This window comes from Pseudodonghicola sp., from assembly GCF_048268305.1.
In the GTDB taxonomy this organism is placed as follows: domain Bacteria; phylum Pseudomonadota; class Alphaproteobacteria; order Rhodobacterales; family Rhodobacteraceae; genus Pseudodonghicola.
This window is the reverse complement of sequence record NZ_JBLWVT010000010.1, coordinates 102,965-124,573: the sequence shown is the minus strand read 5'-3', so window position 1 is coordinate 124,573 and position 21,609 is coordinate 102,965. Positions and strand designations below refer to the sequence as shown.

Here is a 21,609-nt window from a genome sequence, read left to right as displayed (position 1 = left end):
GTCCCGCCTCCGGAAGGGATAGGGGGATGCCTCCGGCCAGGCCGAAGGCATCCGACAGGTGGGGCGACCGTTTTCCGATCCGGAAAACGGCCCGGAATTTCTGGAAAATTCCGGAACCGGTTCAGCGGCCGGTCAGGCGCCCGGGTTGCATTGTCCCAGGTTGCCGCCGGCGAACATCGGGTGATCCGGCTCGTACCAGACCTGCGCGGTCGGGGTCACCTGAACCACTTCCAGCAGGTCGAACTCGCTGGTCGGGTTCTCTTTCCCGCGCACCACCAGGACGTCCTTGAAGCACTGGTGATCCGCGCCGCGATAGAGCGTCTGGCCATTGCCCAGCCCGTCGAACAGGAAGCCCTTGTTGGCCTCGGAGCTGATCCCGGGCAGCGAGCTGTCGCCGCCGGTCAGCGCCTCTTCCACCGCGCAGGGGTCGAACGATCCCGCGCGCTGCACCGCATCGGCATAAAGCAGCGTCTGGCAATAGCAGGTATGCGCGGCCTGGCTGGGCGGGAAGCCGTATTTGGTGCCGAAGCTCTTGACGAAGGTCTTCGATGCCTCGTCCTGCAGCGACCAGTGCCAGTTGGTCGATCCCAGGATACCCTTGACGTTCTCGCCGGCGCCCTTGGCCATCAGCCGGGAATAGAGCGGCACGACGATTTCGAACTTCTTGCCGTTGACCATCTTGTCGCGCAGACCGAATTGCACCGCGTTGGTCAGCGAGTTGACCATGTTGCCGCCGTAGTGGTTCAGGATCAGAACATCGGCGCCCGAGTTCAGCACCGGGGCGATGTAGGAGCTGAAATCCGTCGCGGCGAGCGGCGTCTTCACCGTGTTCACCGTGGTCCAGCCCAGGGCCTCTGTCGCAGCCTTGATCGATTCCTCCTGGGTCCAGCCCCAGGTGTAATCGGCGGTCAGGTGATAGGCCTTGCGGTCCTTGCCGTATTGCGCCGCCAGCACCGGCGCCAGCGCTGCCCCCGACATATAGGCGTTGAAGAAATGGCGGAAGCCGTTGGCCTTCTTGTCCTTGCCGGTGGTGTCGTTGGAATGGGTCAGACCCGCCATGAAGACCACGCCGGCCTCCTGGCACAGGCCCTGCACCGCGACCGCCACGCCCGAGGACGAGCCGCCGGTGATCATGATGGCGCCGTCCTTTTCGATCATCGACTTGGCGCTGGCGCGGGCGGCGTCGGATTTGGTCTGGGTGTCGCCGGTGACGAATTGCACCTTCTTGCCCAGGATGCCGTTGCCCTGCAGCGCCTTGGAACTGAAGGTGTTCAGCATGCCGCCATCGCCGTCGCCGTTCAGATGCTCGACGGCAAGCTGATAGGCGCGCAGCTCGTCGGCACCCTCGTCGGCATAGGGGCCGCTCTGGGGGACGTTGAAGCCCAGCGTCACAGTGGCGCCGGTGGGTTCGTTCATATAGGCCGAGGCCGATGAGGCGGTGAAGATCGTCGGTAGTGCCAGCCCGGCGCCTGCAACGGCACCTGTCCTGAGCACGCCGCGACGCGTGACAGTGGTCTTGGTCATTTGTTCCTCCCGTTTCGGTTTGCGCCGCCGGGCTCCTCTTCCCGGGGGTGGCGCAAGCACGATTGTGCAAATCAAGTATGCGGGTGGCTCGGAAAATTTCGCAATAACCCCCTTGATGGGAAGAATATTTTTGTCAACAACTGAACACGTATATGGGTATAATTGTTAAAATCATTATGCCGCGCCGCGGAAAGGCCTTGAAAAGCCGGCATAAAGGGGAGGGGGCAAAATGGCACGCGATACGCTGACAGGCAGCCGCATTCGCGAAAGGCGGGCGATCAAGGGGCTGCGTCAGGCCGATCTGGCGCGCAGGGTGGGAATCTCCGCCTCATATCTCAATCTGATCGAGCACAATCGGCGCAGAATCGGCGGCAAGCTGCTGATCGACATCGCCCAGGTTCTGGGGGTCGAACCCTCGATGCTGAGCGAGGGGGCCGAGGCGGCGCTGCTCGCGGCGCTGCGCGAGGCGGCGGCGGATGCCGGTACGCCGCTGGTCGAAACCGACCGCGCCGATGAACTTGCCGGTCGCTTTCCCGGCTGGGCCGAGGTGCTGGCCTGGTCGCATCGCCGCATCGCCTCGCTCGAACGTACGGTCGAGACGCTGTCGGACCGGCTGACCCATGATCCGCGGCTCGCCGCCTCGCTGCACGAGGTGCTGTCGACCGCGGCTTCGATCCGTTCCACCGCCTCGATCCTGGCCGAGACCGGAGAGCTTGAGCCAGAGTGGCGTGACCGGTTTCACCGCAACCTCAACGAGGACAGCGCGCGGCTCGCCGACAGCTCGAAGGCGCTGGTCGCCTATCTCGACGACAGCGAGGCGGCGCAGGACACCCGGGGCGCGCCGCAGGAGGAGGTCGAGGCCTTCATGGCCGCTCATGGCCATTCCTTTCCCGATCTGGAAGAGGGCCGGGTCGCTGCCGAGGAGCTGGTCGAGACGGCGCCGGAGCTGACCTCGCGCGCGGCGCGGACGGTGGGGCAGGCGGTGCTGGCGCAATACCGGGCCGATGCCGCCGCGATGCCGCTCGTCCCCTTCCGCGAGGCGGTGGCGCGGCACGGGATCGACCCGCTCGCCCTGGCGGCGGTCTTCGCGGTCGATCTGCCGGCGGTGTTCCGGCGGCTGGCGGCGATGCCGCCCGGCGCGTTGCCCGAGGAGGTCGGGCTGGTGATCTGCGATGCCTCGGGCTCGATCCTGTTCCGCAAGCCGCTGACCGGGTTCGCGCTGCCGCGGCACGGGGAATCCTGCCCACTCTGGCCGCTGTTCTCGGCGCTCAACCGGCCGTTGGTGCCGATCCGGCGGCGGGTGTCGCAGCTTGGTCGCACCGCGGCGCAGTTCGAATGTTTCGCCATCGCCTGGCCGCTGGGCCAGCCGCGCTTCGATGTCGATCCGGTCTATCATTCGATCATGCTGATCTTGCCGGTTCTCGACAGCGGCGCCACCCAGGCGCAGCCGGTCGGCAGCAGTTGCCGGGTCTGCCCCCGCGAGGATTGCGAAGCCCGGCGTGAACCCTCGATCCTCAGCGACGGGTTCTGACGAAGAGTTTTGACTCTGTCCCGCCGCATTGGATATCCTGCCCAAAACCAATAAATCGGCCCACCCGGGCCGCGGCGGAACCGGCCGGCGCCGGGACAAGAGGCTCAGGGGGAGGAGGGCGGCATGACACGTCATGTGCTGCTGATCGAAGACGAAGCCAATATCACCGAGGCGATCCGCTTTCTGCTGACCCGGGATGGCTGGCGGGTGGACACCCATGCCGATGGCTCCGACGCGGTCGAGGTGGTGCGCCGCATCGCCCCCGATCTGGTGATCCTCGATGTCATGCTGCCCGGCCGCAGCGGCTTTGATATCCTGCGGGAACTGCGTGAAATCAACGCGTTCCGCGATCTTCCGGTGCTGATGCTGACCGCCCGTGGGCAATCGCGCGACCGTGACATGGCCGAACGCGCCGGGGTCAGCCGGTTCATGACCAAGCCCTTCTCGAACGCCGAGGTGTTGGAGGCGGTCCGCGATCTCTATGCCCGGGCCGCGCAGCGATGACCGATCCGGTCGAGGCGCCCGAGCGGGCCACGAAGACGCCCTCGGTCTTCCTGGAGCGGCAGAGCTATCGCCGGCGACGGCTGATGGATGCGGCGCGGCTGTTGCCGGTGCTTGGCGCGTTGCTCTTCGCGGTGCCGCTGATCTGGCCGCGTGCCGGCCAGCCGGGCGCGGTGAAAAGTTCTGACGCGGTGATCTATATCTTCACCGTCTGGGCGGCGCTGATCCTTGGCAACCTCTGGTTCGGGCGGCTGACGCGCGGCTGGTCCGGCGCCGGACCCGGCGATCCGGCCGGCCCCGCGCGCGAGGTCGAGCCGGCCCCGCCGCCGGGCTGAGACGGGGCACGCGATGGCAACCCTCAACCTCATGGTGCTGGTCTGCCTGGCCTATGTGGCGCTGCTGTTCATCGTCGCCTTCGCCGCCGACCGCTTCGCCGCCACCGGGCGCAGCACCTGGTTGCGTTCGCCGCTGATCTATACGCTGTCGCTGTCGATCTATTGCACCGCCTGGACCTTCTATGGTGCGGTGGGCTATGCGGCGCGCTCCGGGCTGGAGTTCGTTACCATCTATCTCGGGCCGACCCTGGTGATGATGGGCTGGTGGTGGGGTCTGCGCAAGCTGGTGCGGGTCGGGCGCAGCCAGCGGGTGACCTCGGTCGCCGACCTGATCTCGTCGCGCTATGGCAAGTCGAACCTGCTGGCGATCGCGGTCACCGTGCTCGCCGTCATCGGCATCACCCCCTATATCGCGCTGCAACTGCAATCCATCACGCTCTCCTTCTCGATCTTCTTCGAGGAGGCGCCGGTCGGCAGCTACAGCGATGCCTCGGTGGTGTTCTGGGTGGCGGTCGGGCTGGCCGTCTTCGCCATCCTCTTCGGCACCCGCAACCTCGACGCCAACGAACGCCACCACGGGGTGGTGACCGCCATCGCGCTCGAGGCGGTGGTGAAGCTGGTGGCGCTGCTGGCGGTGGGCATTTTCGTGGTCTGGGGCCTGTCGGGCGGCGTTGCCGAGACGCTGGCGCGGATCGACGCCTCTCCCATCGGGGAATGGCAGGTGAACGGCAGCCGCTGGGCGACGATCACCTTCCTGGCGGTCGCGGCCTTCGTCTGCCTGCCGCGGATGTTCCAGGTGATGGTGGTCGAAAACGACGACGAACGTCACCTGCGGACAGCGGCCTGGGCCTTTCCGCTCTATCTGCTGCTGATCAGCCTCTTCGTGGTGCCGATCGCGGCGGTGGGGCTCGAGGTGATGCCGGCGGGGGCCAATCCGGACATGTTCGTGCTGACGGTGCCCCTGGCACAGGGCAAGGCGGCATTGGCGATGCTGTCCTTCCTGGGCGGGTTCTCCTCGGCCACCTCGATGGTGATCGTGGCGGCGATGGCGCTGTCGACCATGGTGTCGAACCATCTGGTGATGCCGATCTGGCTGTCGGCGCAGGGCGACCGGGCCTCGGTCTCGGGCGATGTGCGCAATGTGGTGCTCTTGGCGCGGCGGATTTCCATCGGGGCGATCATGGCGCTGGGCTATTTCTATTTCCGGCTGTCGGGGGGCGGATCGGCGCTGGCCTCGATCGGGCTGATCTCCTTCGCCGGCATCGCCCAGATCCTGCCGGCGATGGTCGGCGGGCTGTTCTGGCGCGGCGCCACCCGGATCGGTGCCCTGGCGGGGCTGACGGTGGGCTTCGTGCTCTGGCTCTATACGTTGCTGCTGCCGCAGCTCGGCGCCGGCATCCTGCCGCAATCGGTGCTGGAGCAGGGGCTCTTCGGTCTGTCCTGGCTGCGTCCCGAGGCGCTCTTCGGGATCGAGGGGCTCGATCCCATCGTGCATTCGGTGATGTGGAGCATGGTGCTAAATGTCGGGGCCTTCTGTCTCGGCTCGATGCTGAGCTTTCCCAGCCCGCTGGAGCGATTGCAGGGCGCGCAATTCGTCAATGTCTTCGACCATTCCGCCGGCCCGCGCGGCTGGACCGGATCGGTGGCGCAGAGCGAGGATCTGATGATCATGACCCAGCGCATCCTCGGCGCGCGGGAGGCGCAGGCGCTGTTCCAGCGCGAGGCGGCGCTGCAGGGCGGCCGCGGCCATCTGCCGGAACCGACGCCGTTGTTTCTTGAGCGGCTGGAGCGCGAACTCAGCGGGTCGGTGGGGGCGGCGGCGGCCCATGCGATGATCGGCCAGATCGTCGGGGGATCGTCGGTTTCGGTCGAGGATCTGCTGGCGGTGGCGGATGAGAGCGCGCAGCTGATGGAATATTCCGGCCGGCTCGAGGCGAAATCCTCGGAGCTGGCCCGCACCGCCCGGCAGCTTCGCGAGGCGAATGAAAAGCTGACGCAGATTTCGCTGCAGAAGGATGCCTTTCTGGGCCAGATCAGCCATGAATTGCGCACTCCGATGACCTCGATCCGCGCCTTTTCGGAAATCCTGCGCGATGAGGGTGGGTTGAGCGAGGAGGAGAAGAGCCGCTATGCCGGTATCATCCATGACGAGGCGTTGCGGCTGACCCGGTTGCTGAACGACCTGCTGGACCTGAGCGTGCTTGAGAATGGTCAGGTCACGTTGAACATGCGCAGGGGTCTGTTGTCGGAGATGCTGGATCGCGCCGTTTCCACCGCGCTGGCGGGGGCGGAGGGCTCGCTGGTGGTGCGACGCCGGCGGGGGGACGAGGCGATCTGGCTTACCACCGATCTCGATCGGCTGGCCCAGGTCTTCATCAACCTGATCTCAAACGCGCAGAAATACTGCGATGCGCCGCAGCCCGAGCTGACGATCGCGGTGCATGATGTCGGTGGGCAGGTGGTGGTCGATTTCATCGACAACGGCAGCGGCGTGCCGACCGAGGTGCAATCGACGGTGTTCGAGAAATTCTTCCGGGTGAATGCCGAAAAGGCCGGTGGCGCCGGGCTGGGGCTGGCGATCTCGAAGGAGATCATGCAGCGGCTGGGCGGCGATATCGTCTATCTGCAAGGGCACACGGGCGGCGCCTTCCGGATCAGCCTGCCGTTGGAGGAGCCGGGGCTGGTCGGGCAAAACCATAAATAAAAAGCGGCCCGGAAAGGCCGCTTTTGTCGTGGTTCTGCCGGTGCCTCAGCCGCGGCTGGCGGCGAGCGCTTCAAGTGCCGGGCGCAGGTGGTCGAGCTGATAGCCTGCGGCCGATGCCTTTTCGAGGATCTCGTCGACCGGCAGCGTGCCGGCCTGACCCAGTGCCCAGATCACCGTGCTGCGGGTGCCGGTGCGGCAATAGCCCAGCACCGGGCCGGTGGCGTCGGCGATGGCCTCGACCTGGCGGAGGCCGTTCTCCGGCGTCAGCGTGGTCTGATCCAGCGGCAGCGGGATAAAGGTGATCCCCACCGCTTCAGCCGCGTCGCGCAGGGCGGCGCTGCTTTGTTCAGGCCCGACTTCGGAGTCCGGGCGGTTGCAGATCACCGTGGTAAAGCCGGCCTCGGCGAGGACGGGCATATCTTCCACCGAAATCTGCGGCGAAACGGCATAGCCGGGGGTGAGTGTGCGAATATCCATGGCCCGAGTCCTTACGCTGCTGCCGCAACCCTGTCCAGTCCGCGTCCCACCGCCGGGGCGGCGCCCATGCCGATCAGCATGGCGGCGACGAAGACCAGCCCGCCGATGCCGTTATAGGTGATCGAGGCGATCGCCGGTCCGGGACAGATGCCGGCCAGTCCCCAACCCATCCCGAAGAGGATCGAGCCAACGATCAGCCGGTGATCCAGCTCGGGCCGGGGCAGGGCGGGGAAATCGCCGCCGACCAGCGGGTGGCGGCCGCGGGTCAGCTGCCAGGCGAAGAACATCGGGATGATGGCGCCGCCCATGACGAAGGCCAGCGTCGGATCCCAATTGCCGAAGACGTCGAGCCAGCCCTGCACCTTGGTGGTGTCGGTCATGCCCGAGATGAAGAGCCCGGCACCGAACAGGCCGCCGGCGATCAGGGACAGAAGAATGCGCATCAGATCACCCCCAGCACATGACGGAACAGCGCCAGCGTCAGCCCGCCGGCCAGAATATAGAAGACGGTGGCGACGATGCCGCGCAACGACAGCCGCGAGATGCCGCAGACGCCGTGCCCCGAGGTGCAGCCATTGGCGATCCGGGTGCCGAGGCCGACCAGCAGGCCGGCACCGATGATCACCCACCAGTTCGAGGTCAGATGCGTGCTGATGTCGACCTTGTAGAGCGGCCAGAGGACAAGCGGCATCAGGATCACGCCGGCGAGAAACGCCAGACGCTCCCACAGGGTGGACCAGCCGCTGCCGTCCACCAATCCGCCGATGATGCCCGAAGCGCCCATGATCCGCCCGTTGCCGAGCAGATAGACAGCGCCGCCCATCCCGATCAGCCCACCGCCGACCAGGCCCCAGATCCAATCTGTTTCCATGAAGTGTTCCCTATCGTTCGCGCGTTTTCTGGCGCCAGGCTGTGCGGACCCGGCGCCGATGCGTGGCGGCCGCGCGGGCCGGTTCCGGTCCGCGGGCCTGTCTCTGGTGTCAGCCGTTCAGAGCTTGTTCACCGGAAGCTTGAGAAAGACGTTGCCCTGTTCGTCCGCCGGCGGCATCTGGCCAGCCCGCATGTTCACCTGCAGCGACGGCAGGATCAGCCGCGGCATCGCCAGCGTGGCGTCGCGGGCATCGCGCATCGACACGAAGTCCTCGATGCTCTTGCCGGCGCCGACATGGATGTTCAGCGCCTTCTGTTCGCCGACCGTGGTCTCCCAGGCGTATTCGTCGCGACCGGGCGCCTTGTAGTCGTGGCCGACGAAGATGCGGGTCTCGTCCGGCAGCGCCAGGATCTTCTGGATCGACTGATAGAGGGTGGTGGACGAGCCGCCGGGGAAGTCGCAGCGGGCGGTGCCGAAATCAGGCATGAACAGCGTATCGCCGACAAAGGCCGCGTCGCCGATCACATAGGTCAGGCAGGCCGGGGTGTGACCGGGCGTGTGCAGCACGTCGCCGCGCATCTGCCCGATCATGAAGCTGTCGCCCTCTTTGAACAGGGCGTCGAACTGGCTGCCGTCCCGCTGGAATTCGGTGCCTTCGTTGAACACCTTGCCGAAGGTGTCCTGCACGACGGTGATGTGATCGCCGATGCCGATCTTGCCGCCGACCTTGTCCTGGATATAGGGCGCCGCCGACAGGTGGTCGGCGTGGACGTGGCTTTCCAGGATCCACTCGACGTTCAGGCCCTCTTCCTGCACATAGGCGATGATCTTGTCCGCCGAGCGGGTATCGGTCCGCCCCGAGGCGTGATCGAAGTCCAGCACGCTGTCGATGATCGCGCAGGCTTTGCCATGCGGTTCGCGGACAACATAGGACACGGTGAAAGTGCCCTCGTCAAAAAAGGCTTTCACAAAGGGGGTCATTGGGATCTCCATTGGTCTTTGCGGGATACATATATTTTGATCTGAATATGTTGCAAGGGCTTCGCCCGGATTGACGTGGGATCAGGGCAGCATGTCGCAGAGCTTTGCCGGCATTGGCATGATAAACTTCCAATGGTTGTGAACCGTTTTGAAATTTCGCGTGGATGTTACAAGCTGATGCGAGAGATTCGGGGGGAGAAGGAGGAAACCAATGACCACCAGTATTCATGACCTGGTTCAGGCTGCAGAGCGGCTGGAAAAGAACCTGACTGGCGCCTGTGCGAAGACGCGGCTCAGATTGCAGCCCGAATTTAGCCAGGTGCTCAGCCGTTTGCAGGAAAAGGGGCAGGATGTTCCCACGCGGCTGCGGCGGCTGGAGCGGGCGCTGACCGATGAGGCGCTCGAAGCGCAGTTCGACAATATGCCGATCTGATTTCGGCAGGGGCCGTCCCAATGTAGCGGCCCCGGGGCGGCGGAGGCAGGAGACCTTCGCCGCTCAGTTTTTTCGGGCTGCGGGGATCAGCCCAGATAGGCGCCGAGCGCCACTAGGATCAGCCCGAAGATCGACAGCATCAGCGCGCCGAGGTTGATCGGCACGATGGATTGCAGCACCTTGCGCAGCTCTTCGTCGGGCAGTTTGGCGCGTTTGGCACGCAGCACGCGGAAGATGCACCAGATCAGCCCGAAGAGGCCGGCCAGCGACATCAGCACGCCGACCCAGATCATGATGTCATAGACGTCGAACATTCGCTCTTCCCCGTTTTCCCTTTGCGCCTGCCGGGTAGCGGATCGTGGCCGGTGGTGCAAGGGGAGGGGAGATCAGATCACCCCGGGGCGGCGCACGTGGCGCATCCAGATGTCCGCCCCGCGCTTCACCGCCTCATAGACGGCGCGGCCCGCCGCCTCGCCCTGCGGGGTGTGAAGTCCGGCATAGGGGGTGGGGCCCACGGGGGCGGCGACGGCGATGCAATCGGTGCCGGTCCCGGTGGCACGCCCGTCCGGCAGGTCGAGCCCGGCGTCCATCACCGCCGCGGTGCGGGCCTGGGTGACCATCGACAGGGTTTCCAGCAGCGCCGCCTCGGTCAGCCCCAGATCAAGATGCAGCGCCACGTTGATCGTGCCCCAGTCATGGCCGCTGCGGTCCAGCCGGTGGCCGATCCGTTCGGCATTGCTGAGCCCGACGGTGGCGACGCAGAAGGCGCGGATGCCCTCGACCTCCGCCTCCGCGACCTCATAGGCGTCGAGCGTGCGGGAGGTCAGCATCGCCACGGCATCGGCATCTCCGCGGGCGGCCAGTTCGGCGCGATACCACTCAAGCACGTCCAGATCCTGCGGCAGATCGGCGTTGCGCACCTCGCGCCAGAGGATTTTGCGGGCGGTGACGAAGCCGGGGTTGGTCAGCGACCAGCTCAGCACCCGCTGCGGGGTGCCGAGGTCAAGTTCCAGCCAGGGGTGATCGAGCGTCAGCCTCACCGCGTCACCCGCATCGGCTGGAACACCGGGCCATCGCTGGTTTCCTGATAAAACGCGGTGATGCCGAAGACCTCGGCCACCCGGGTGGGGGTCAGCACCTCGGCGGGCGGGCCGTCGGCGACCAATTGGCCACGGTTGAGCATGAGGAGCCGGCTGCAATGCCGCGCCGCCAGCCCCAGATCGTGCAGCGACACGATGACCGATCGGCCCTCGGCGGCGAGGCCGGCAAAGACCTCCATGGTGGCGATCTGATGCGCGGGGTCGAGCCCGGCGGTGGGTTCATCGGCGATCAGCAGCGGCGTCTCCTGCGCCAGGGCGCGGGCGATCAGAACCTGCGCCTGTTCGCCGCCAGAAAGCTGGGTGGCGGTGCGGGGGCGATAGCTCTCCAGCCCCATCCGGGCGATGGCATCCTCGACCGCCGCGTGGTCGGTGGGGCCAAGCCCGGCGCCGCGCGGCAGATGCGGGATGCGTCCCAGGGCGATCAGCCGCTCCACCGTCACCGGCCAGGCGATTTCGCGCGCCTGCGGCATCCAGGCGACGGCGCGGGCGCGGTCGCGGGCGGGCAGGGCGGCGAGGGAGCTTTCTCCCGTGGCGGGCAGCAGCCCCAGCGCGCCGCGCAAGAGCGTGGTCTTGCCGGCGCCGTTGGGGCCGATCAGCCCGATGCATTCGCCGGGGGCAACCGACAGGCTGACGTGATCGATCACGGGGCAGGCACCGCGCAGCACGCTCAGATCGCGCAGGGTCAGAAGCGGGCTCATGCCATCTCCTTCCGGGTGCGGAAGATCAGATGCAGGAACAAGGGCGCGCCAACCAGCGCCATCAGCACGCCAAGCTTCAGATCGCGGTCGGGCAGGATCAGCCGCACCGCGATATCGGCGGCCAGCACCATCGCCGCGCCGCCAAGCGCCGAGGCCCAGAGCAGCGCCGAGGGTCGCGCCCCCACCGCCCGGCGCAGCAGATGCGGCACCACCAGGCCGACGAAGCCGATGGCGCCGGCGACGGCGGTGGCGGCCCCCACGGCGGCGGCGGTGCCGAGGATCAGCCGCAGGCGCACCCCCCTGAGGCCGATCCCCATCGCCTCTGCCGCGTCCTCGCCCAGCGTCAGCGCGTCGAGCCCCCGGCCGATGCTGAACAGCAGCGCGGCGCCGATGGCGATGAAGGGGGCCGCCAGCCAGACATGGACAAAGGACCGGTCGGCCAGCGAGCCCATCATCCAGAACACGATATCGGCGGCGGCGAAGGGGTTGGGCGACAGGTTCAGCGTCAGCGAGGTCAGGGCGCCGGTCAGCGCCGAAATCGCGATCCCGGCCAGGATCAGCGTGATCGACGAGCCGCGCGGCCCGGCGAGGACCAGGATCAGCAGCACCGCCAGCGTGGCCATCGCCAGCGCCGCGAAGGGAAGCGCCAGCGGGAACAGCAGGTTCAGCCCGGTTTGCAGCGATAGCACGGCGCCAAGCGCCGCGGCGCCCGAGACGCCGATCAGCCCGGGTTCGGCCAGCGGATTGCGCAGATAGCCCTGCATCGCCGCCCCCGACAGCCCCAGCGCCGCGCCGATCAAGGCCGCGAGGATGGCGCGGGGCAGGCGGATTTCACGCATCACCACCGCCAGCGGCGTGCCATCGTCCCAGATCAGCGCACGCAGGCTCTGCCCGGCGGGCACCACCGCCACGCCGACCACCAGCGAGACCACGAAGAGCGCCGCGACCAGCAGGACCAGACCTGAGGCGAGCTTCATTCCCCGGCCTCCAGCGACAGCCGCAGATCGCGGATGTTGCGCAGCGCCGACAGCACCAGCGGCGTGCCGCAGATCCAGTCGCGGTCGGTCACCGTGCCGGCGACACGGGTGCCGGTCAGCGCATGCAGCGCCGGATGGTGCAGGACATCCTCGGCGCGCGACTGGCCGGGGTAATCCCGGCCCTCGATGACCACCTCGGGGTCCAGCAGGATCAGTTTTTCTAGGGCCAGCGTGCCGCCCTGGCTCAGCCCCGCCTCGACCGCGACATTGTCAAAGCCGCCGGCGCGCAGGATGTCGCCGGCGAGCGTCTGGTCGCCGACGGTATAGCTGTTGACGTAATAGAGCGCCGCGCGCGGTCGGTGGTCGGGTGCGGTGCTGAGCGCCGCCAGATCGGTTTCGAAACGCGCGATCATGTCGGCCGCCTTGTCTTCCTGTCCCAGTGCCTTGCCCATCTGTTCCAACCGTTTCGGCACATCGGCGAGCGAGCGCGCAGGCGCGAAAAGCTCGACCCGGATGCCGAGTTTTTCCAGCATGGAGACCGTTGCCGGAGAGGTAAAGGTGCCGCCCAGCACCAGATCGGGTCTCAGCAGATAGGCTTCCTCCGCCCCCGATCCGTTGGTGGGATAGGCCTTTGCAGCCTCGGCCATCGAAGAACTGGAGGGATCATGCGCCAGTCTGGAGACCGAGACCAGCTGCCCCGGGTCGGCCAGCATCAGCGCAAGCTGGTCGGTGCACAGGTTGATCGACACCACCCGGGCGGGGCGGGGATCGGCCCCGGCGGGGGCCGACAGGGCCGCCGCGCCGGTCAGCACCAGCGCGGCAAGCCAAGGTTTCAGATCAGAAGGACGCACGCAGCCCCACATAGACCGCCTGGCCTTGGGTGTTGAAGCCGGCCGCGGTCTGATACTCCTCATCGAACAGGTTCTCGACCCGCAGATAGGCCTCGGCCTGATCGGTGATCGCATAGGCCACGCCCAGGTTGACCACGGTGTAATCGCCCATCACCACGCCATATTCGGCGGGACGGTCGGCGACATAGCGCACATTCACCTGGCCGGACCAGCCGCCGCTCAGATCGGCGGTGAGGCCGACATTGACGTCGTTGCGCGGCACCCGCAGCAGCCGGGCGCCGGCGGCGTCCTCGGCATCGGTATAGGTATAGTTGGCATAGAGGCCGAGTTGGTCGTTGATCGCCCATTGCCCCGACAGCTCGATCCCCTGCGAGGTCGAGGTGCCCGGGATCGTCTGATACTGGCCGCCGATCCAGTTCCCCGCCGCATCATAGAGCGAGCGGAAGTCGATCAGATTGTCGATCTCGGTATAGAAGGCGGTCGCCTTGACCAGACGGCCGGCGCCGAAATCATGCTCGATGCCCAGTTCGTAACTGGTGCTTTCCTCGGGCTTCAGCGCCGGGTTGCCATAGAGCGTGTTGTTCAGCTCGTAGAGCGAGGGGGCGCGGAAGCCGGTGGCGGCGGTGGCGCGCAGGGTGGTGGCGCCGGTCAGCCGATAGGCTGCCGCCAGCCGTCCGGTGACATGATCGCCAAAGTCGGAGTGGTGATCGTAGCGGAGCGAGGCCGACAGATCGAGCGCGCTGGTCGCGGCATATTGCGCCTCGCCGAACAGGCCGGTGGTGCGGGTCTTGCCGGTGTCCGAACCGGAATCATAGCTCTGCTCCTCCCAATCGGTGCCGAAGGTCAGCCCCAGCATGTCCGACACCGAATAGCTGCCGGTGTAATCGAGACGCTTGCGCTTGCCGAGGAAGGGGGTGTCGAGCCCGTTCGAACTGCTGAGCCGGTCGTTTCGATAGTAGCTGGCCGAGAATTCGTGCTGCCAGGCGCCGAGGTCGAGCTGACCATAGGCGCGGGCGGCACGGGTTCGGGTGGTGGTGTATTCGTTATAGGGCGGGGTGCCGTCGCTGCCGTATTCGTCGAAATGGCCGCGGGCCTCGAGCGAATAGGCGGTCAGCCCCAGTTTCAGCGCCTCGGAGGCCATCACGTCGGCCGAGAAGGTGAGCTGGGTGCCCTGATAGCCGTCGGGCTCGGTGCCGCCGGCGCTGGACGAAAACCCGTCGGTGATGATCCGGTCGATGCCGATCGCCATGCCGCCACGGGTGCCGCTGTAACCATAGGTGGCCGAGCCGCGCCAGGTGTCGTTGCTGCCGCCCTCGACGCTCATGGTCGTCTTCTGGCCGGGCTCCTCGGGACGGGCGAGGGTGGTGATGCTGACAACGCCCGCCACCGCGCGCGAGCCGTAGAGCGCCGAGCTGGAGCCCTTGAGGATCTCGATCCGCTCGATGTTGTCGGTGGTCATGTCGCCCCAGTTATACTGGATCTGGGTCGAAGACGGATCCGTCACGTCGATGCCGTTGATCAGCACCTTGACGTAGCTGCCCCCAAGCCCGCGGATGCGCAGGGTGCTCGAGGACCCAAGCCCGCCGTTGCTGCTCAGGGTGATGCCGGGTTCGCGGGCGAGGTATTCGGCGATCGTGGTCTCGCCGGCGTTCTTCAGGTCTTCCTGGGTGATCACCTCGACGGTGGCGCCGGTGCGGTTCAACGGCGTCGCCGCGCCGGACTTGTTCGCCGTGACGGTGATCTCGTCCAGTTCAAAGGCCTCCTGCGCCAGCGCGGGCGATGCGGCGCAAACCGCAAGGGTGGATATGGTGGTAAGGAATGTCTTCATCTGTTCTGGTCCTCTGCGGGCCTTTCGTCCTGTCATTGACTGTTTGGAAAGGCACGGTCTGGCCGCGCTCCTCCGCAAACGGTGAGTCTGAGCATCACCCCTACGGTTCGAACGCCGCCCATTTGACGCGCCCCGCGCCAAATGAAGGTGATTGCCTTGGCAGGTCTCCTGACTTGCGGGTCAACGCGTGGACCGGACCTTCCCGAACCCGTTCGGGTTCAGTGGTATTTGCCGGCCCCGCTCTCCGCTTACAGTTGCGGGGGCAGTCACGGATTTGCCCCTGTCACGGGGGCGCACCGCAGTTCCCTTTTCACGGCGTCCCTGAAGGGCGCCGAACCAAAGCGATTTTCGGCATACGAGGTCGCGACTTTTCGCGCAAGGGCGATCGGGGCCGGTTTTGCGGCGCTGTGACATTCAATCCCGCCTTGCGGGCCCGGGGCGGGGCGGCTATCCCGGCAGGTGATCCCAAACAGACGATCGAGCGGAGCTTTCCATGGATCCTATTGACGACAGCACGGCCGAAGCCAACTACCGCGTCACCGCTGGCGAGTTGCGCCAGTTCATCGAGCGGTTCGAGCGCCTCGAGATGGAAAAGAAGGACATTGCCGACCAGCAGAAAGAGGTGATGGCCGAGGCCAAGGCGCGCGGTTACGACACCAAGGTGATGCGCAAGGTGATCTCGCTGCGCAAGCGCGACAAGGACGATATCGCCGAGGAAGAGGCGATTTTGGAAATGTACAAAGAAGCGCTCGGCATGAACTGAGCCGCAGGGCCGGGGCGGGACGCGACAGGCCGCGGCGCCCGCCCGGACCGGTTTCAGGCCCCGGGACCGGTTTCAGGCATCGGGTGCTGCGCCGGTGCTGGCGAGGATCTCCTCGATCACCCGTGGTGCGCCCGGGTGCGGCGCGCGCCCCATGAGCGTTGCGATCGCCCAGTCGGTCGATCCCTCAAGATCCGGGCCGACCCGTTGCAGCAGGCCCCGCCGCACCGCCGGTTCGACGCTGGAATGGGTGGTGATCAGCACCAGATCGCTTTGCTGCGCCAGATCACACAGCAGCATGACGTTGTCGCATGCCAGTTGCAGAAACGGCCGCTTGTCGCCGGCGGGCACGAATTGTTTCGCCAGCTCCTGCAGCAGCAGTTTCGGCATGTGGATCGAGCCGAGCCCATAGTCGAAGATCGCATGCAGCGACGGTGTGGGACCCGACAGCAGCGGATGACCTGGACGGCAATAGCAGGCGCCGCCATGGCGCATCAGCGGCGTGATCTGCAGGCCTGAGGGATCGGCGATCTCGCGCAGGTCGCAGACCATCAGCTCCAGCTCTTCCGCCTCAAGCAGTCGCAGCAGCCCGCTGGTCTGCAAAATCTCGACATCAAAGCTCAACCCCGGGGCCTGCCGATGGCAGGCGGCCAGAATCCGGCCGCCCAGACTGGCCGCGAAGGTGGGCACCAGGCCGATCCGGACATGGCCGGTATCGCCCGCCTTCAGGGCCAGGATCTGCCGATCCAGGTTGCCGGCCTCGAACAGGATGTTCTTGGCGCGGGGGTAGAGCTCGCGCCCTTCGGCGGTCAGCTTCACTGGGCGTTCGTCGCGCTGGAACAGCTTGAAGCCCAGCTGCGCCTCAAGGGTCTTGATCGAATTCGACAGCGCCGGCTGCGACAGGTTTGCGCGTGCGGCCGCGACACTGAAGTTGCGCGTTTCCGCCAGCAGGACGAAGTGATGCAAGGGTTTGAGATTAAACATGCCGGTATGTCCCACGAGAGGGGCATACTATTCAAGATATCTATCATTTTTATCCAATACTTTAATTTGACTGAATGAAGCACTTCAGCTTTGGTATGTGCTGCTGTGGCGGGACACCGGTAGGCCGAGAGGGGATGACGCCCCGCGTGCTTGGTCCCGCGCGACTGATCCGGGCGCACGTGCGCCAGGGGGCCAGGCTTACGCTTGCGCCCATATGTGTTGCGCTGTTTGGGGGAGCAGCCAGGGTTTGTTCGGTTTCCGAGTGCGGGCGGTATGGCTCATGACGGATCTTCCGTTGCTGGGGCCTGTGCTATGCGCAGGAACCCCGGCAGCGGAAGATTGCGTGACATCTGTGGGGGCAGATGGAAAGGCCGACAGCTTTGCGAGCCCCCTCAATGTCGGCAGGAGAGCGCATCCGCAGCCTGCCGGACATGCGCCCCCGGCCTGATTGCGGGGAGAATGACGAAACACGCCCCAATGCGATCGCCCCTCGTGCCTGTCTGGCATCGGTCTTCCCCAAGGCGACTGGCGGGAAACCCCGCGCGAGGTGCAGCCGCCGCAGATGCGCTTGTCGCCCTACGGCAGTGGGCGGAGGCCCGAGGTTGTCACCAGCACGCGGCGCGACATGGCGCAATTCCGAATGCTCCATACCCCGTCCCGGGCGTCCGGAAGTGTCCAGCGGCTTCGTCGATACCACCTTCCTCGGCGTCTCGCGGCACCGGGATTGCATCTGGGTCGATTGTGACATGTGCAAGGGCGGCATGATGGGGCCGCCGCCCTGTGTCTCGCCCGCCCGGGATCCGGTCCTCTTGTCGACGCGGGCCCACATGTCGTCGGTGCGCTGTCTGCGCCCGATCGCGGCCTCGGGTCTTTTCACGGGCCGTGGTTGTGCCTCAGCCGGCGCCGATATCGCTGCGGGCGATGGCGACGGATTTGATCACCGCATAGACCCTTTGCCCGGGGCTGAGGTGCAGCGCCTCGGCCGAGCGGCGGGTGATGCGGGACAGGAGCCGATCCTCACCCGACTGGATCTGAACGATCACCCCGGGGCCGTTGCCCTCGCGCAGGGTGACGATTTCGCCGCGCAGGATGTTCAACGCGGAAATGCCGTTGGGGGGCTCCAGCGCCAGCATCACATCCTGCGCCAGGATGCGCACCCGCGTCTGGCTGCCTGGCGCCACGTCAAGATGCGGCAGGAACAGCCGGCCGCCGGAGACAGATAGTTCGGTCAGCCCGTCGTCGTGATGATGCGCCACGGTCGCGGACAGCAGCGCGCCGGCCTCGCGCAGGCCGATCTGATGCACCAGCGCCGGATCGGACAGCACTTGTTCGGCCGGCCCGGCCCGCACCACTTGCCCGGCTTCGAGCAGCACGACCGAGGTTGCCAGCCGGGCGACCTCGGCCACCGAATGGCTGACATAGAGGATCGGCAGGCCGGCGCGGTCGCGCAGCCGTTCGAGATAGGGCAGGATCTCTTCCTTCCGCGCGGCGTCGAGCGCGGCGAGGGGTTCGTCCATCAACAGCATGCGCGGCCAGGACAGCAGCGCCCGGCCGATGGCGACGCGCTGCTTTTCCCCGCCCGAAAGCGCGCCGGGGCGGCGGTCGAGCATCTCGGCGAGGCCGAGAAGATCGGCGACCTCTTCCAGCCCGGGGCCGCTGCTGCCCCGGGGGGCAAATCGGCGGCCGTACATCAGGTTCTGCCGCACCGACATATGTGGGAACAGCCGCCCGTCCTGAAACACATAGCCCAGCCGCCGGCGGTGGACCGGCAGGTTCACCCGGGCCTTGGCATCGAACAGGGTCTCGCCCCCCAGCAGGATGCGCCCCTGCTGCGGTTTCAGCAGGCCGGAGACCGCGTTGATCACCGTGGTCTTGCCGGCGCCGGACCGACCGAAGAGCGCGGTCACCCCTTCGGGCGCCTCGAAGGCGACCCTCAGGTCGAAACCGGCGAGCGGATGGGTGATATCGACGCTCAGGCTCATGCGCCCGAGACCCGCTTGGCGGCGCGGCGCGCCAGCACTTCGGAAATCGCCAGCGCCCCCATGGCGACGATGACCGAGACGAGGACCAGCCGCATCGCCTGGACCTCGCCGCCCGGCACCTGCAGGAAGGTATAGATCGCCGAAGGCAGCGTCTGGGTCTGGCCGGGGATGTTGGAGACAAAGGTGATGGTGGCGCCGAATTCGCCCATCGCCTTGGCAAAGCCGAGGATGGCGCCGGCGATCACCCCGGGCAGGATCAGCGGCAGGGTGACGGTGAAGAACACCCAGAGCTTCGGCGCCCCGAGTGTCGCGGCGGCCTGTTCCAGCTTCGGATCGACCGCTTCCACCGCCAGCCGGATCGAGCGCACCATCAGCGGGAAGGCCATGATCGAGGCCGCCAGCGCGGCGCCGGTCCAGCGAAAGGCGAAGATCAACCCGAACCAGTCATAGAGAAGGCCGCCGACCGGCCCGCGCCGTCCGAAGCTGAGCAGCAGCAGATAGCCGGTGACGACGGGCGGCAGGATCAAGGGCAGGTGGATGACGCCGTTCAGCAGCTGCTTGCCCGGAAACTCCCAGCGCGCCAGCGCATAGGCGGCGAGGATACCGATCGGAAGGCTCAGCCCGATGGCCCAGAGCGAGACTTTCAGCGAAAGTGCGACCGCCTGCCATTCCGCCGGACCGAGCCAATCCGTCATCCGTTATTCGCCCGCGATGCCGAAGCCGTGGCGCTTGAAGATCTCGCGCGCGGTATCACCGGTCAGAAAGGCGAAGACGGCGCGGGTTTCGTCGCTGTCGCCCTCCTTCAGGATCGCGGCCGGATAGACGATCGCCGGGTGGCTGTCGGCGGGGAAGGTGTCGAGCACGCGAACCTCGGTATCGGCAGCGGCGTCGGTGGCATAGACGATGCCCATGGGCGCCTCGCCCGAGCCGACCAGCCGCAGCGCGGCGCGCACGTTGTCAGCCTGGGCGACCTTCGGTTCGACTGTGTCCCAAAGCCCGAGCGAGGTCAGCGCCGCCTTGCCGTAGATGCCGGCGGGCACCGCGTCGACCAGGGCCATCGCCAGCCGGCCGTCACCCAGCAGGGCGGCGAGATCGGTGTCGGGCCCGATCTTGACGCTCAGGTCGGCGGGTGCACCGGGGCCGGCGACCAGCACGATCGAGTTCAGCAGCAGGTCGACCCGGGTGCCGTCAGCCAGCAGCCCGTCCTTTTCCAGCGTGTCCATCCAGCCCGGGTTGGCCGAGATGAAGATCTGCGCCGGCGCCCCTTCCTGAATCTGGCGGGCGAGCTTGGAGCTGCCGGCGTAGGAGGGCAGGATTTCGTTCCCGGTCTCGGTCTTGTAATCTGCCGCGATCTCGTCCAGCGCGTTCTTCAGGCTGGCGGCGGCGAAGACGGTGGTGGTGCCCGCCTGCAGCGCAGAAACCGCGCCAAGGGCGGCGAAGGCGGCCGAGGCGACGGCGGTGCGCAAAGCGCGGGACAGGGGACGGGACATGCGGAAACCTCCGGTCAGATGGCGATATATCTGTTCGGGAATATCGCGAGCGGTCTCCGGGTTTGCAAGCGTTGTTTTCATCCGGACATATCGTCGGGGGACGGCGGATCGGCGCAGAGCGTCTGTAACGCGGCAAGCTCGGCCCGGCCGCCCTGGGCCGCGGCCCGCTCCAGCGCGCGGTATTGCTCCAGCACGGTGATCCCGGTTTCGGTGAGCTGCGCGCCGCCTCCCTTGGCGCCCCCCCGCACGCTCTGGACCAGAGGCGCGCGAAACATGGCGTTCATCTCTTCGACCAGGGACCAGGCGCGCTTGTAGCTCATCCCCATCTCGCGTCCGGCGGCCGAGATCGACCCGCTCCGCTGGATCAGTTCCAGCAGATCGGCCTTGCCGGGCCCCAGCATGCGTCCTGGGGCGAAAACCACCCGTAACCGCAGCTTCGGCAGATCATCGGTGTGGCTGTCGTCCGGCATGGGCGCCTCCGGTGCGGGCGGGGATCAGGGGGCGAGGAAGCGGAGGCCCGACAGGCTGGCGATATGCGCGATATCGGCCTCATAGGCGGCCGTCACCTCATCGACCAGCGTCTCGGACCAGCCGGGCAGGTCGATCTCTTCGACCAGTTCCTCGTCCATGGCGTATTTGTCGAGAAAGGCCATGATCACCCGGCGGCGCTGGTCGATCGTCAGGTCGGGGTTCTGATGCAGATAGGCGCGGAACCGCTGCATGCCCTCCCGGTCCATGATCTCGGACAGCATGTCGAAATTGCCGGCGATCTTGGCATCCATGTCGAGCCCGGCGAGGGTGCGCACCAGTTCGCCCCAGATCAGCGGCAGATCCTCGTTGCACCAGACGGTGAGTTTCACGTCCGGAGCGGCTTCGAGGATCCGCAGGAAAAGATCGGACCAGCGCAGGTGCCGCGGGTCGCATTGCCCCAGCGTCTCGGCGATGCGCTGGGGCGGCGCCTTCTGCAGCACGGCCGGCAGGAAGGTGGCCGGATTGCGGATCGCCATGAAGACCTCGACATCGTCCTGCTGGAACAGATGCTTGAGGCTGGCGATGCGCTCGGGCGCCTCGGGATAGAACATGCCGTCGCTGACCGCAACGCGCTGCGAGCCGAAGAAATGCTCGTTCGACAGGATCATCCGCTGGGCGACCTCGTCGTCGAGAATGGCATCGATCAGCACATCCCGCGCCCCGGGAGAGGCGGCGGCGGACTCCATCGCCTTGAAGGTCTCTTTCAGCAGGGTGCGGTACTTGCCGGGGCCGGGCACCGCAATGCCCTGCGCGGACAGGGTTTCCTTGTTGCGCAGTAGGCACCTCAGCAACCGGTCCTCATCGGTGAAATGAGCGCCGGTGTGGAAAATGATCTGCAGCTTGTCTGTCACGTGCGCGACCTCCTCGCTCTGGCAGTCCTCGGGTTATCGTTTCAGGCCCCGTCCGTCAAACGGCTTTGGCATCGCCCGTTTCCAGCCATGGCCAGCTTTCTGGCACGATCGGGCGGGCCCGCGCTTTCGTCACCTGCCTGCATTCGAGATGCTTGCGGTGCTTTTCACCTTCGGGTAGGGAGACATAAATGTCACCAGAC

Annotated in this window: 23 protein-coding genes and 1 riboswitch; of the genes, 6 read left to right on the top strand and 17 right to left on the bottom strand. The window is 66.5% G+C overall.

From position 1 onward, the window contains the following. Positions 1–132: 132 nt before the first annotated feature. Complete coding sequence (locus tag ACN0V4_RS18705; RefSeq protein WP_417678926.1) at positions 133–1,524, bottom strand: ABC transporter substrate-binding protein; 1,392 nt, start codon at positions 1,522–1,524, stop codon at positions 133–135. Positions 1,525–1,753: 229 nt separating this feature from the next. Between ACN0V4_RS18705 and ACN0V4_RS18700 the strand changes: the two genes are divergently transcribed. The 4 genes from ACN0V4_RS18700 to ACN0V4_RS18685 all read left to right on the top strand — a co-directional run bounded on the left by ACN0V4_RS18700 (position 1,754) and on the right by ACN0V4_RS18685 (position 6,595). Beyond that, positions 1,754–3,055, top strand: coding sequence for a helix-turn-helix domain-containing protein (locus ACN0V4_RS18700; protein ID WP_417678924.1), 1,302 nt, complete (start codon positions 1,754–1,756; stop codon positions 3,053–3,055). A gap of 123 nt (positions 3,056–3,178) precedes the next feature. Continuing rightward, positions 3,179–3,559: a response regulator transcription factor gene (locus ACN0V4_RS18695; RefSeq protein WP_417678922.1), complete on the top strand. Its 381-nt coding sequence runs from the start codon at positions 3,179–3,181 to the stop codon at positions 3,557–3,559. Continuing rightward, on the top strand, positions 3,556–3,891 hold the full coding sequence (locus tag ACN0V4_RS18690; protein ID WP_417678920.1) for a hypothetical protein: 336 nt from the start codon (positions 3,556–3,558) through the stop codon (positions 3,889–3,891). Before ACN0V4_RS18695 ends, ACN0V4_RS18690 begins: the two co-directional genes overlap by 4 nt. A gap of 13 nt (positions 3,892–3,904) precedes the next feature. Further along, the gene (locus ACN0V4_RS18685; RefSeq protein ID WP_417678918.1) at positions 3,905–6,595 is read left to right on the top strand and encodes an ATP-binding protein; all 2,691 of its coding nucleotides are present in this window, start codon (positions 3,905–3,907) and stop codon (positions 6,593–6,595) included. Between the two features lie 45 nt (positions 6,596–6,640). Here the strand turns inward: ACN0V4_RS18685 and ACN0V4_RS18680 are convergent, their stop codons facing one another. The 4 genes from ACN0V4_RS18680 to ACN0V4_RS18665 form a co-directional block, all read right to left on the bottom strand. Next, positions 6,641–7,072: a TIGR01244 family sulfur transferase gene (locus tag ACN0V4_RS18680; RefSeq protein ID WP_417678916.1), complete on the bottom strand. Its 432-nt coding sequence runs from the start codon at positions 7,070–7,072 to the stop codon at positions 6,641–6,643. Between the two features lie 11 nt (positions 7,073–7,083). Continuing rightward, positions 7,084–7,515 (bottom strand): DUF6691 family protein, encoded by a 432-nt coding sequence (locus ACN0V4_RS18675; RefSeq protein ID WP_417678914.1) that lies wholly within the window; start codon positions 7,513–7,515, stop codon positions 7,084–7,086. After that, complete coding sequence (locus ACN0V4_RS18670; protein WP_417678912.1) at positions 7,515–7,943, bottom strand: YeeE/YedE family protein; 429 nt, start codon at positions 7,941–7,943, stop codon at positions 7,515–7,517. Before ACN0V4_RS18670 ends, ACN0V4_RS18675 begins: the two co-directional genes overlap by 1 nt. A 117-nt stretch (positions 7,944–8,060) precedes the next feature. Then, positions 8,061–8,924 (bottom strand): MBL fold metallo-hydrolase, encoded by an 864-nt coding sequence (locus tag ACN0V4_RS18665; RefSeq protein ID WP_417678910.1) that lies wholly within the window; start codon positions 8,922–8,924, stop codon positions 8,061–8,063. Between the two features lie 211 nt (positions 8,925–9,135). Here ACN0V4_RS18665 and ACN0V4_RS18660 point away from each other — a divergent pair, with 211 nt between their 5' ends. Next, positions 9,136–9,357, top strand: a complete 222-nt coding sequence (locus tag ACN0V4_RS18660) for a hypothetical protein (RefSeq protein ID WP_417678908.1) — start codon at positions 9,136–9,138, stop codon at positions 9,355–9,357. Between the two features lie 86 nt (positions 9,358–9,443). Here the strand turns inward: ACN0V4_RS18660 and ACN0V4_RS18655 are convergent, their stop codons facing one another. The 6 genes from ACN0V4_RS18655 to ACN0V4_RS18630 all read right to left on the bottom strand — a co-directional run bounded on the left by ACN0V4_RS18655 (position 9,444) and on the right by ACN0V4_RS18630 (position 14,811). Beyond that, on the bottom strand, positions 9,444–9,671 hold the full coding sequence (locus tag ACN0V4_RS18655) for a hypothetical protein (RefSeq protein ID WP_417678906.1): 228 nt from the start codon (positions 9,669–9,671) through the stop codon (positions 9,444–9,446). Between the two features lie 72 nt (positions 9,672–9,743). Continuing rightward, entirely contained in the window at positions 9,744–10,397 is a 654-nt protein-coding gene (locus ACN0V4_RS18650) for an adenosylcobinamide amidohydrolase (RefSeq protein WP_417678904.1), read from the bottom strand. Next, positions 10,394–11,155: an ABC transporter ATP-binding protein gene (locus ACN0V4_RS18645; protein ID WP_417678902.1), complete on the bottom strand. Its 762-nt coding sequence runs from the start codon at positions 11,153–11,155 to the stop codon at positions 10,394–10,396. Before ACN0V4_RS18645 ends, ACN0V4_RS18650 begins: the two co-directional genes overlap by 4 nt. Continuing rightward, positions 11,152–12,132 (bottom strand): FecCD family ABC transporter permease, encoded by a 981-nt coding sequence (locus ACN0V4_RS18640; RefSeq protein ID WP_417678900.1) that lies wholly within the window; start codon positions 12,130–12,132, stop codon positions 11,152–11,154. Before ACN0V4_RS18640 ends, ACN0V4_RS18645 begins: the two co-directional genes overlap by 4 nt. After that, positions 12,129–12,995: an ABC transporter substrate-binding protein gene (locus tag ACN0V4_RS18635; RefSeq protein WP_417678898.1), complete on the bottom strand. Its 867-nt coding sequence runs from the start codon at positions 12,993–12,995 to the stop codon at positions 12,129–12,131. The genes ACN0V4_RS18640 and ACN0V4_RS18635 overlap by 4 nt, the downstream gene beginning before the upstream one ends. Continuing rightward, positions 12,970–14,811 (bottom strand): TonB-dependent receptor plug domain-containing protein, encoded by a 1,842-nt coding sequence (locus ACN0V4_RS18630; RefSeq protein ID WP_417678896.1) that lies wholly within the window; start codon positions 14,809–14,811, stop codon positions 12,970–12,972. Before ACN0V4_RS18630 ends, ACN0V4_RS18635 begins: the two co-directional genes overlap by 26 nt. A gap of 140 nt (positions 14,812–14,951) precedes the next feature. Continuing rightward, positions 14,952–15,167: riboswitch (cobalamin riboswitch) on the bottom strand. A 137-nt stretch (positions 15,168–15,304) separates the two neighbouring features. Here ACN0V4_RS18630 and ACN0V4_RS18625 point away from each other — a divergent pair. Next, entirely contained in the window at positions 15,305–15,574 is a 270-nt protein-coding gene (locus ACN0V4_RS18625) for a DUF2312 domain-containing protein (protein WP_417678894.1), read from the top strand. Between the two features lie 72 nt (positions 15,575–15,646). On the opposite strand, the gene ACN0V4_RS18620 is transcribed toward ACN0V4_RS18625, so the two are convergent. The 6 genes from ACN0V4_RS18620 to ACN0V4_RS18595 form a co-directional block, all read right to left on the bottom strand. Next, positions 15,647–16,555, bottom strand: coding sequence for a LysR family transcriptional regulator (locus tag ACN0V4_RS18620; RefSeq protein WP_417678892.1), 909 nt, complete (start codon positions 16,553–16,555; stop codon positions 15,647–15,649). A gap of 893 nt (positions 16,556–17,448) precedes the next feature. Continuing rightward, on the bottom strand, positions 17,449–18,537 hold the full coding sequence (modC, locus tag ACN0V4_RS18615) for a molybdenum ABC transporter ATP-binding protein (RefSeq protein ID WP_417678890.1): 1,089 nt from the start codon (positions 18,535–18,537) through the stop codon (positions 17,449–17,451). Then, positions 18,534–19,232, bottom strand: a complete 699-nt coding sequence (modB, locus tag ACN0V4_RS18610) for a molybdate ABC transporter permease subunit (protein WP_417678888.1) — start codon at positions 19,230–19,232, stop codon at positions 18,534–18,536. The genes modC and modB overlap by 4 nt, the downstream gene beginning before the upstream one ends. A gap of 3 nt (positions 19,233–19,235) precedes the next feature. Then, the gene (gene modA, locus ACN0V4_RS18605) at positions 19,236–20,027 is read right to left on the bottom strand and encodes a molybdate ABC transporter substrate-binding protein (protein WP_417678886.1); all 792 of its coding nucleotides are present in this window, start codon (positions 20,025–20,027) and stop codon (positions 19,236–19,238) included. A gap of 77 nt (positions 20,028–20,104) precedes the next feature. Further along, entirely contained in the window at positions 20,105–20,497 is a 393-nt protein-coding gene (locus tag ACN0V4_RS18600; RefSeq protein ID WP_417678884.1) for a winged helix-turn-helix domain-containing protein, read from the bottom strand. 24 nt (positions 20,498–20,521) lie between these two features. Continuing rightward, positions 20,522–21,409, bottom strand: coding sequence for a hypothetical protein (locus tag ACN0V4_RS18595; RefSeq protein ID WP_417678882.1), 888 nt, complete (start codon positions 21,407–21,409; stop codon positions 20,522–20,524). Between the last annotated feature and the right edge of the window lie 200 nt (positions 21,410–21,609).

Bases quoted from the DNA above. Each gene is read 5' to 3' on its own strand.
- ACN0V4_RS18665 (WP_417678910.1), bottom strand. From the start codon at position 8,924: ATGACCCCCTTTGTGAAAGCCTTTTTTGACGAGGGCACTTTCACCGTG.
- ACN0V4_RS18680 (WP_417678916.1), bottom strand. From the start codon at position 7,072: ATGGATATTCGCACACTCACCCCCGGCTATGCCGTTTCGCCGCAGATT.
- ACN0V4_RS18630 (WP_417678896.1), bottom strand. From the start codon at position 14,811: ATGAAGACATTCCTTACCACCATATCCACCCTTGCGGTTTGCGCCGCA.
- ACN0V4_RS18655 (WP_417678906.1), bottom strand. From the start codon at position 9,671: ATGTTCGACGTCTATGACATCATGATCTGGGTCGGCGTGCTGATGTCG.
- ACN0V4_RS18635 (WP_417678898.1), bottom strand. From the start codon at position 12,995: ATGTGGGGCTGCGTGCGTCCTTCTGATCTGAAACCTTGGCTTGCCGCG.
- ACN0V4_RS18705 (WP_417678926.1), bottom strand. From the start codon at position 1,524: ATGACCAAGACCACTGTCACGCGTCGCGGCGTGCTCAGGACAGGTGCC.
- ACN0V4_RS18695 (WP_417678922.1), top strand. From the start codon at position 3,179: ATGACACGTCATGTGCTGCTGATCGAAGACGAAGCCAATATCACCGAG.
- ACN0V4_RS18625 (WP_417678894.1), top strand. From the start codon at position 15,305: ATGGATCCTATTGACGACAGCACGGCCGAAGCCAACTACCGCGTCACC.
- modC (WP_417678890.1), bottom strand. From the start codon at position 18,537: ATGAGCCTGAGCGTCGATATCACCCATCCGCTCGCCGGTTTCGACCTG.
- ACN0V4_RS18685 (WP_417678918.1), top strand. From the start codon at position 3,905: ATGGCAACCCTCAACCTCATGGTGCTGGTCTGCCTGGCCTATGTGGCG.
- ACN0V4_RS18620 (WP_417678892.1), bottom strand. From the start codon at position 16,555: ATGTTTAATCTCAAACCCTTGCATCACTTCGTCCTGCTGGCGGAAACG.
- modB (WP_417678888.1), bottom strand. From the start codon at position 19,232: ATGACGGATTGGCTCGGTCCGGCGGAATGGCAGGCGGTCGCACTTTCG.
- ACN0V4_RS18600 (WP_417678884.1), bottom strand. From the start codon at position 20,497: ATGCCGGACGACAGCCACACCGATGATCTGCCGAAGCTGCGGTTACGG.
- ACN0V4_RS18700 (WP_417678924.1), top strand. From the start codon at position 1,754: ATGGCACGCGATACGCTGACAGGCAGCCGCATTCGCGAAAGGCGGGCG.
- ACN0V4_RS18645 (WP_417678902.1), bottom strand. From the start codon at position 11,155: ATGAGCCCGCTTCTGACCCTGCGCGATCTGAGCGTGCTGCGCGGTGCC.
- ACN0V4_RS18640 (WP_417678900.1), bottom strand. From the start codon at position 12,132: ATGAAGCTCGCCTCAGGTCTGGTCCTGCTGGTCGCGGCGCTCTTCGTG.
- ACN0V4_RS18660 (WP_417678908.1), top strand. From the start codon at position 9,136: ATGACCACCAGTATTCATGACCTGGTTCAGGCTGCAGAGCGGCTGGAA.
- ACN0V4_RS18675 (WP_417678914.1), bottom strand. From the start codon at position 7,515: ATGCGCATTCTTCTGTCCCTGATCGCCGGCGGCCTGTTCGGTGCCGGG.
- modA (WP_417678886.1), bottom strand. From the start codon at position 20,027: ATGTCCCGTCCCCTGTCCCGCGCTTTGCGCACCGCCGTCGCCTCGGCC.
- ACN0V4_RS18670 (WP_417678912.1), bottom strand. From the start codon at position 7,943: ATGGAAACAGATTGGATCTGGGGCCTGGTCGGCGGTGGGCTGATCGGG.
- ACN0V4_RS18690 (WP_417678920.1), top strand. From the start codon at position 3,556: ATGACCGATCCGGTCGAGGCGCCCGAGCGGGCCACGAAGACGCCCTCG.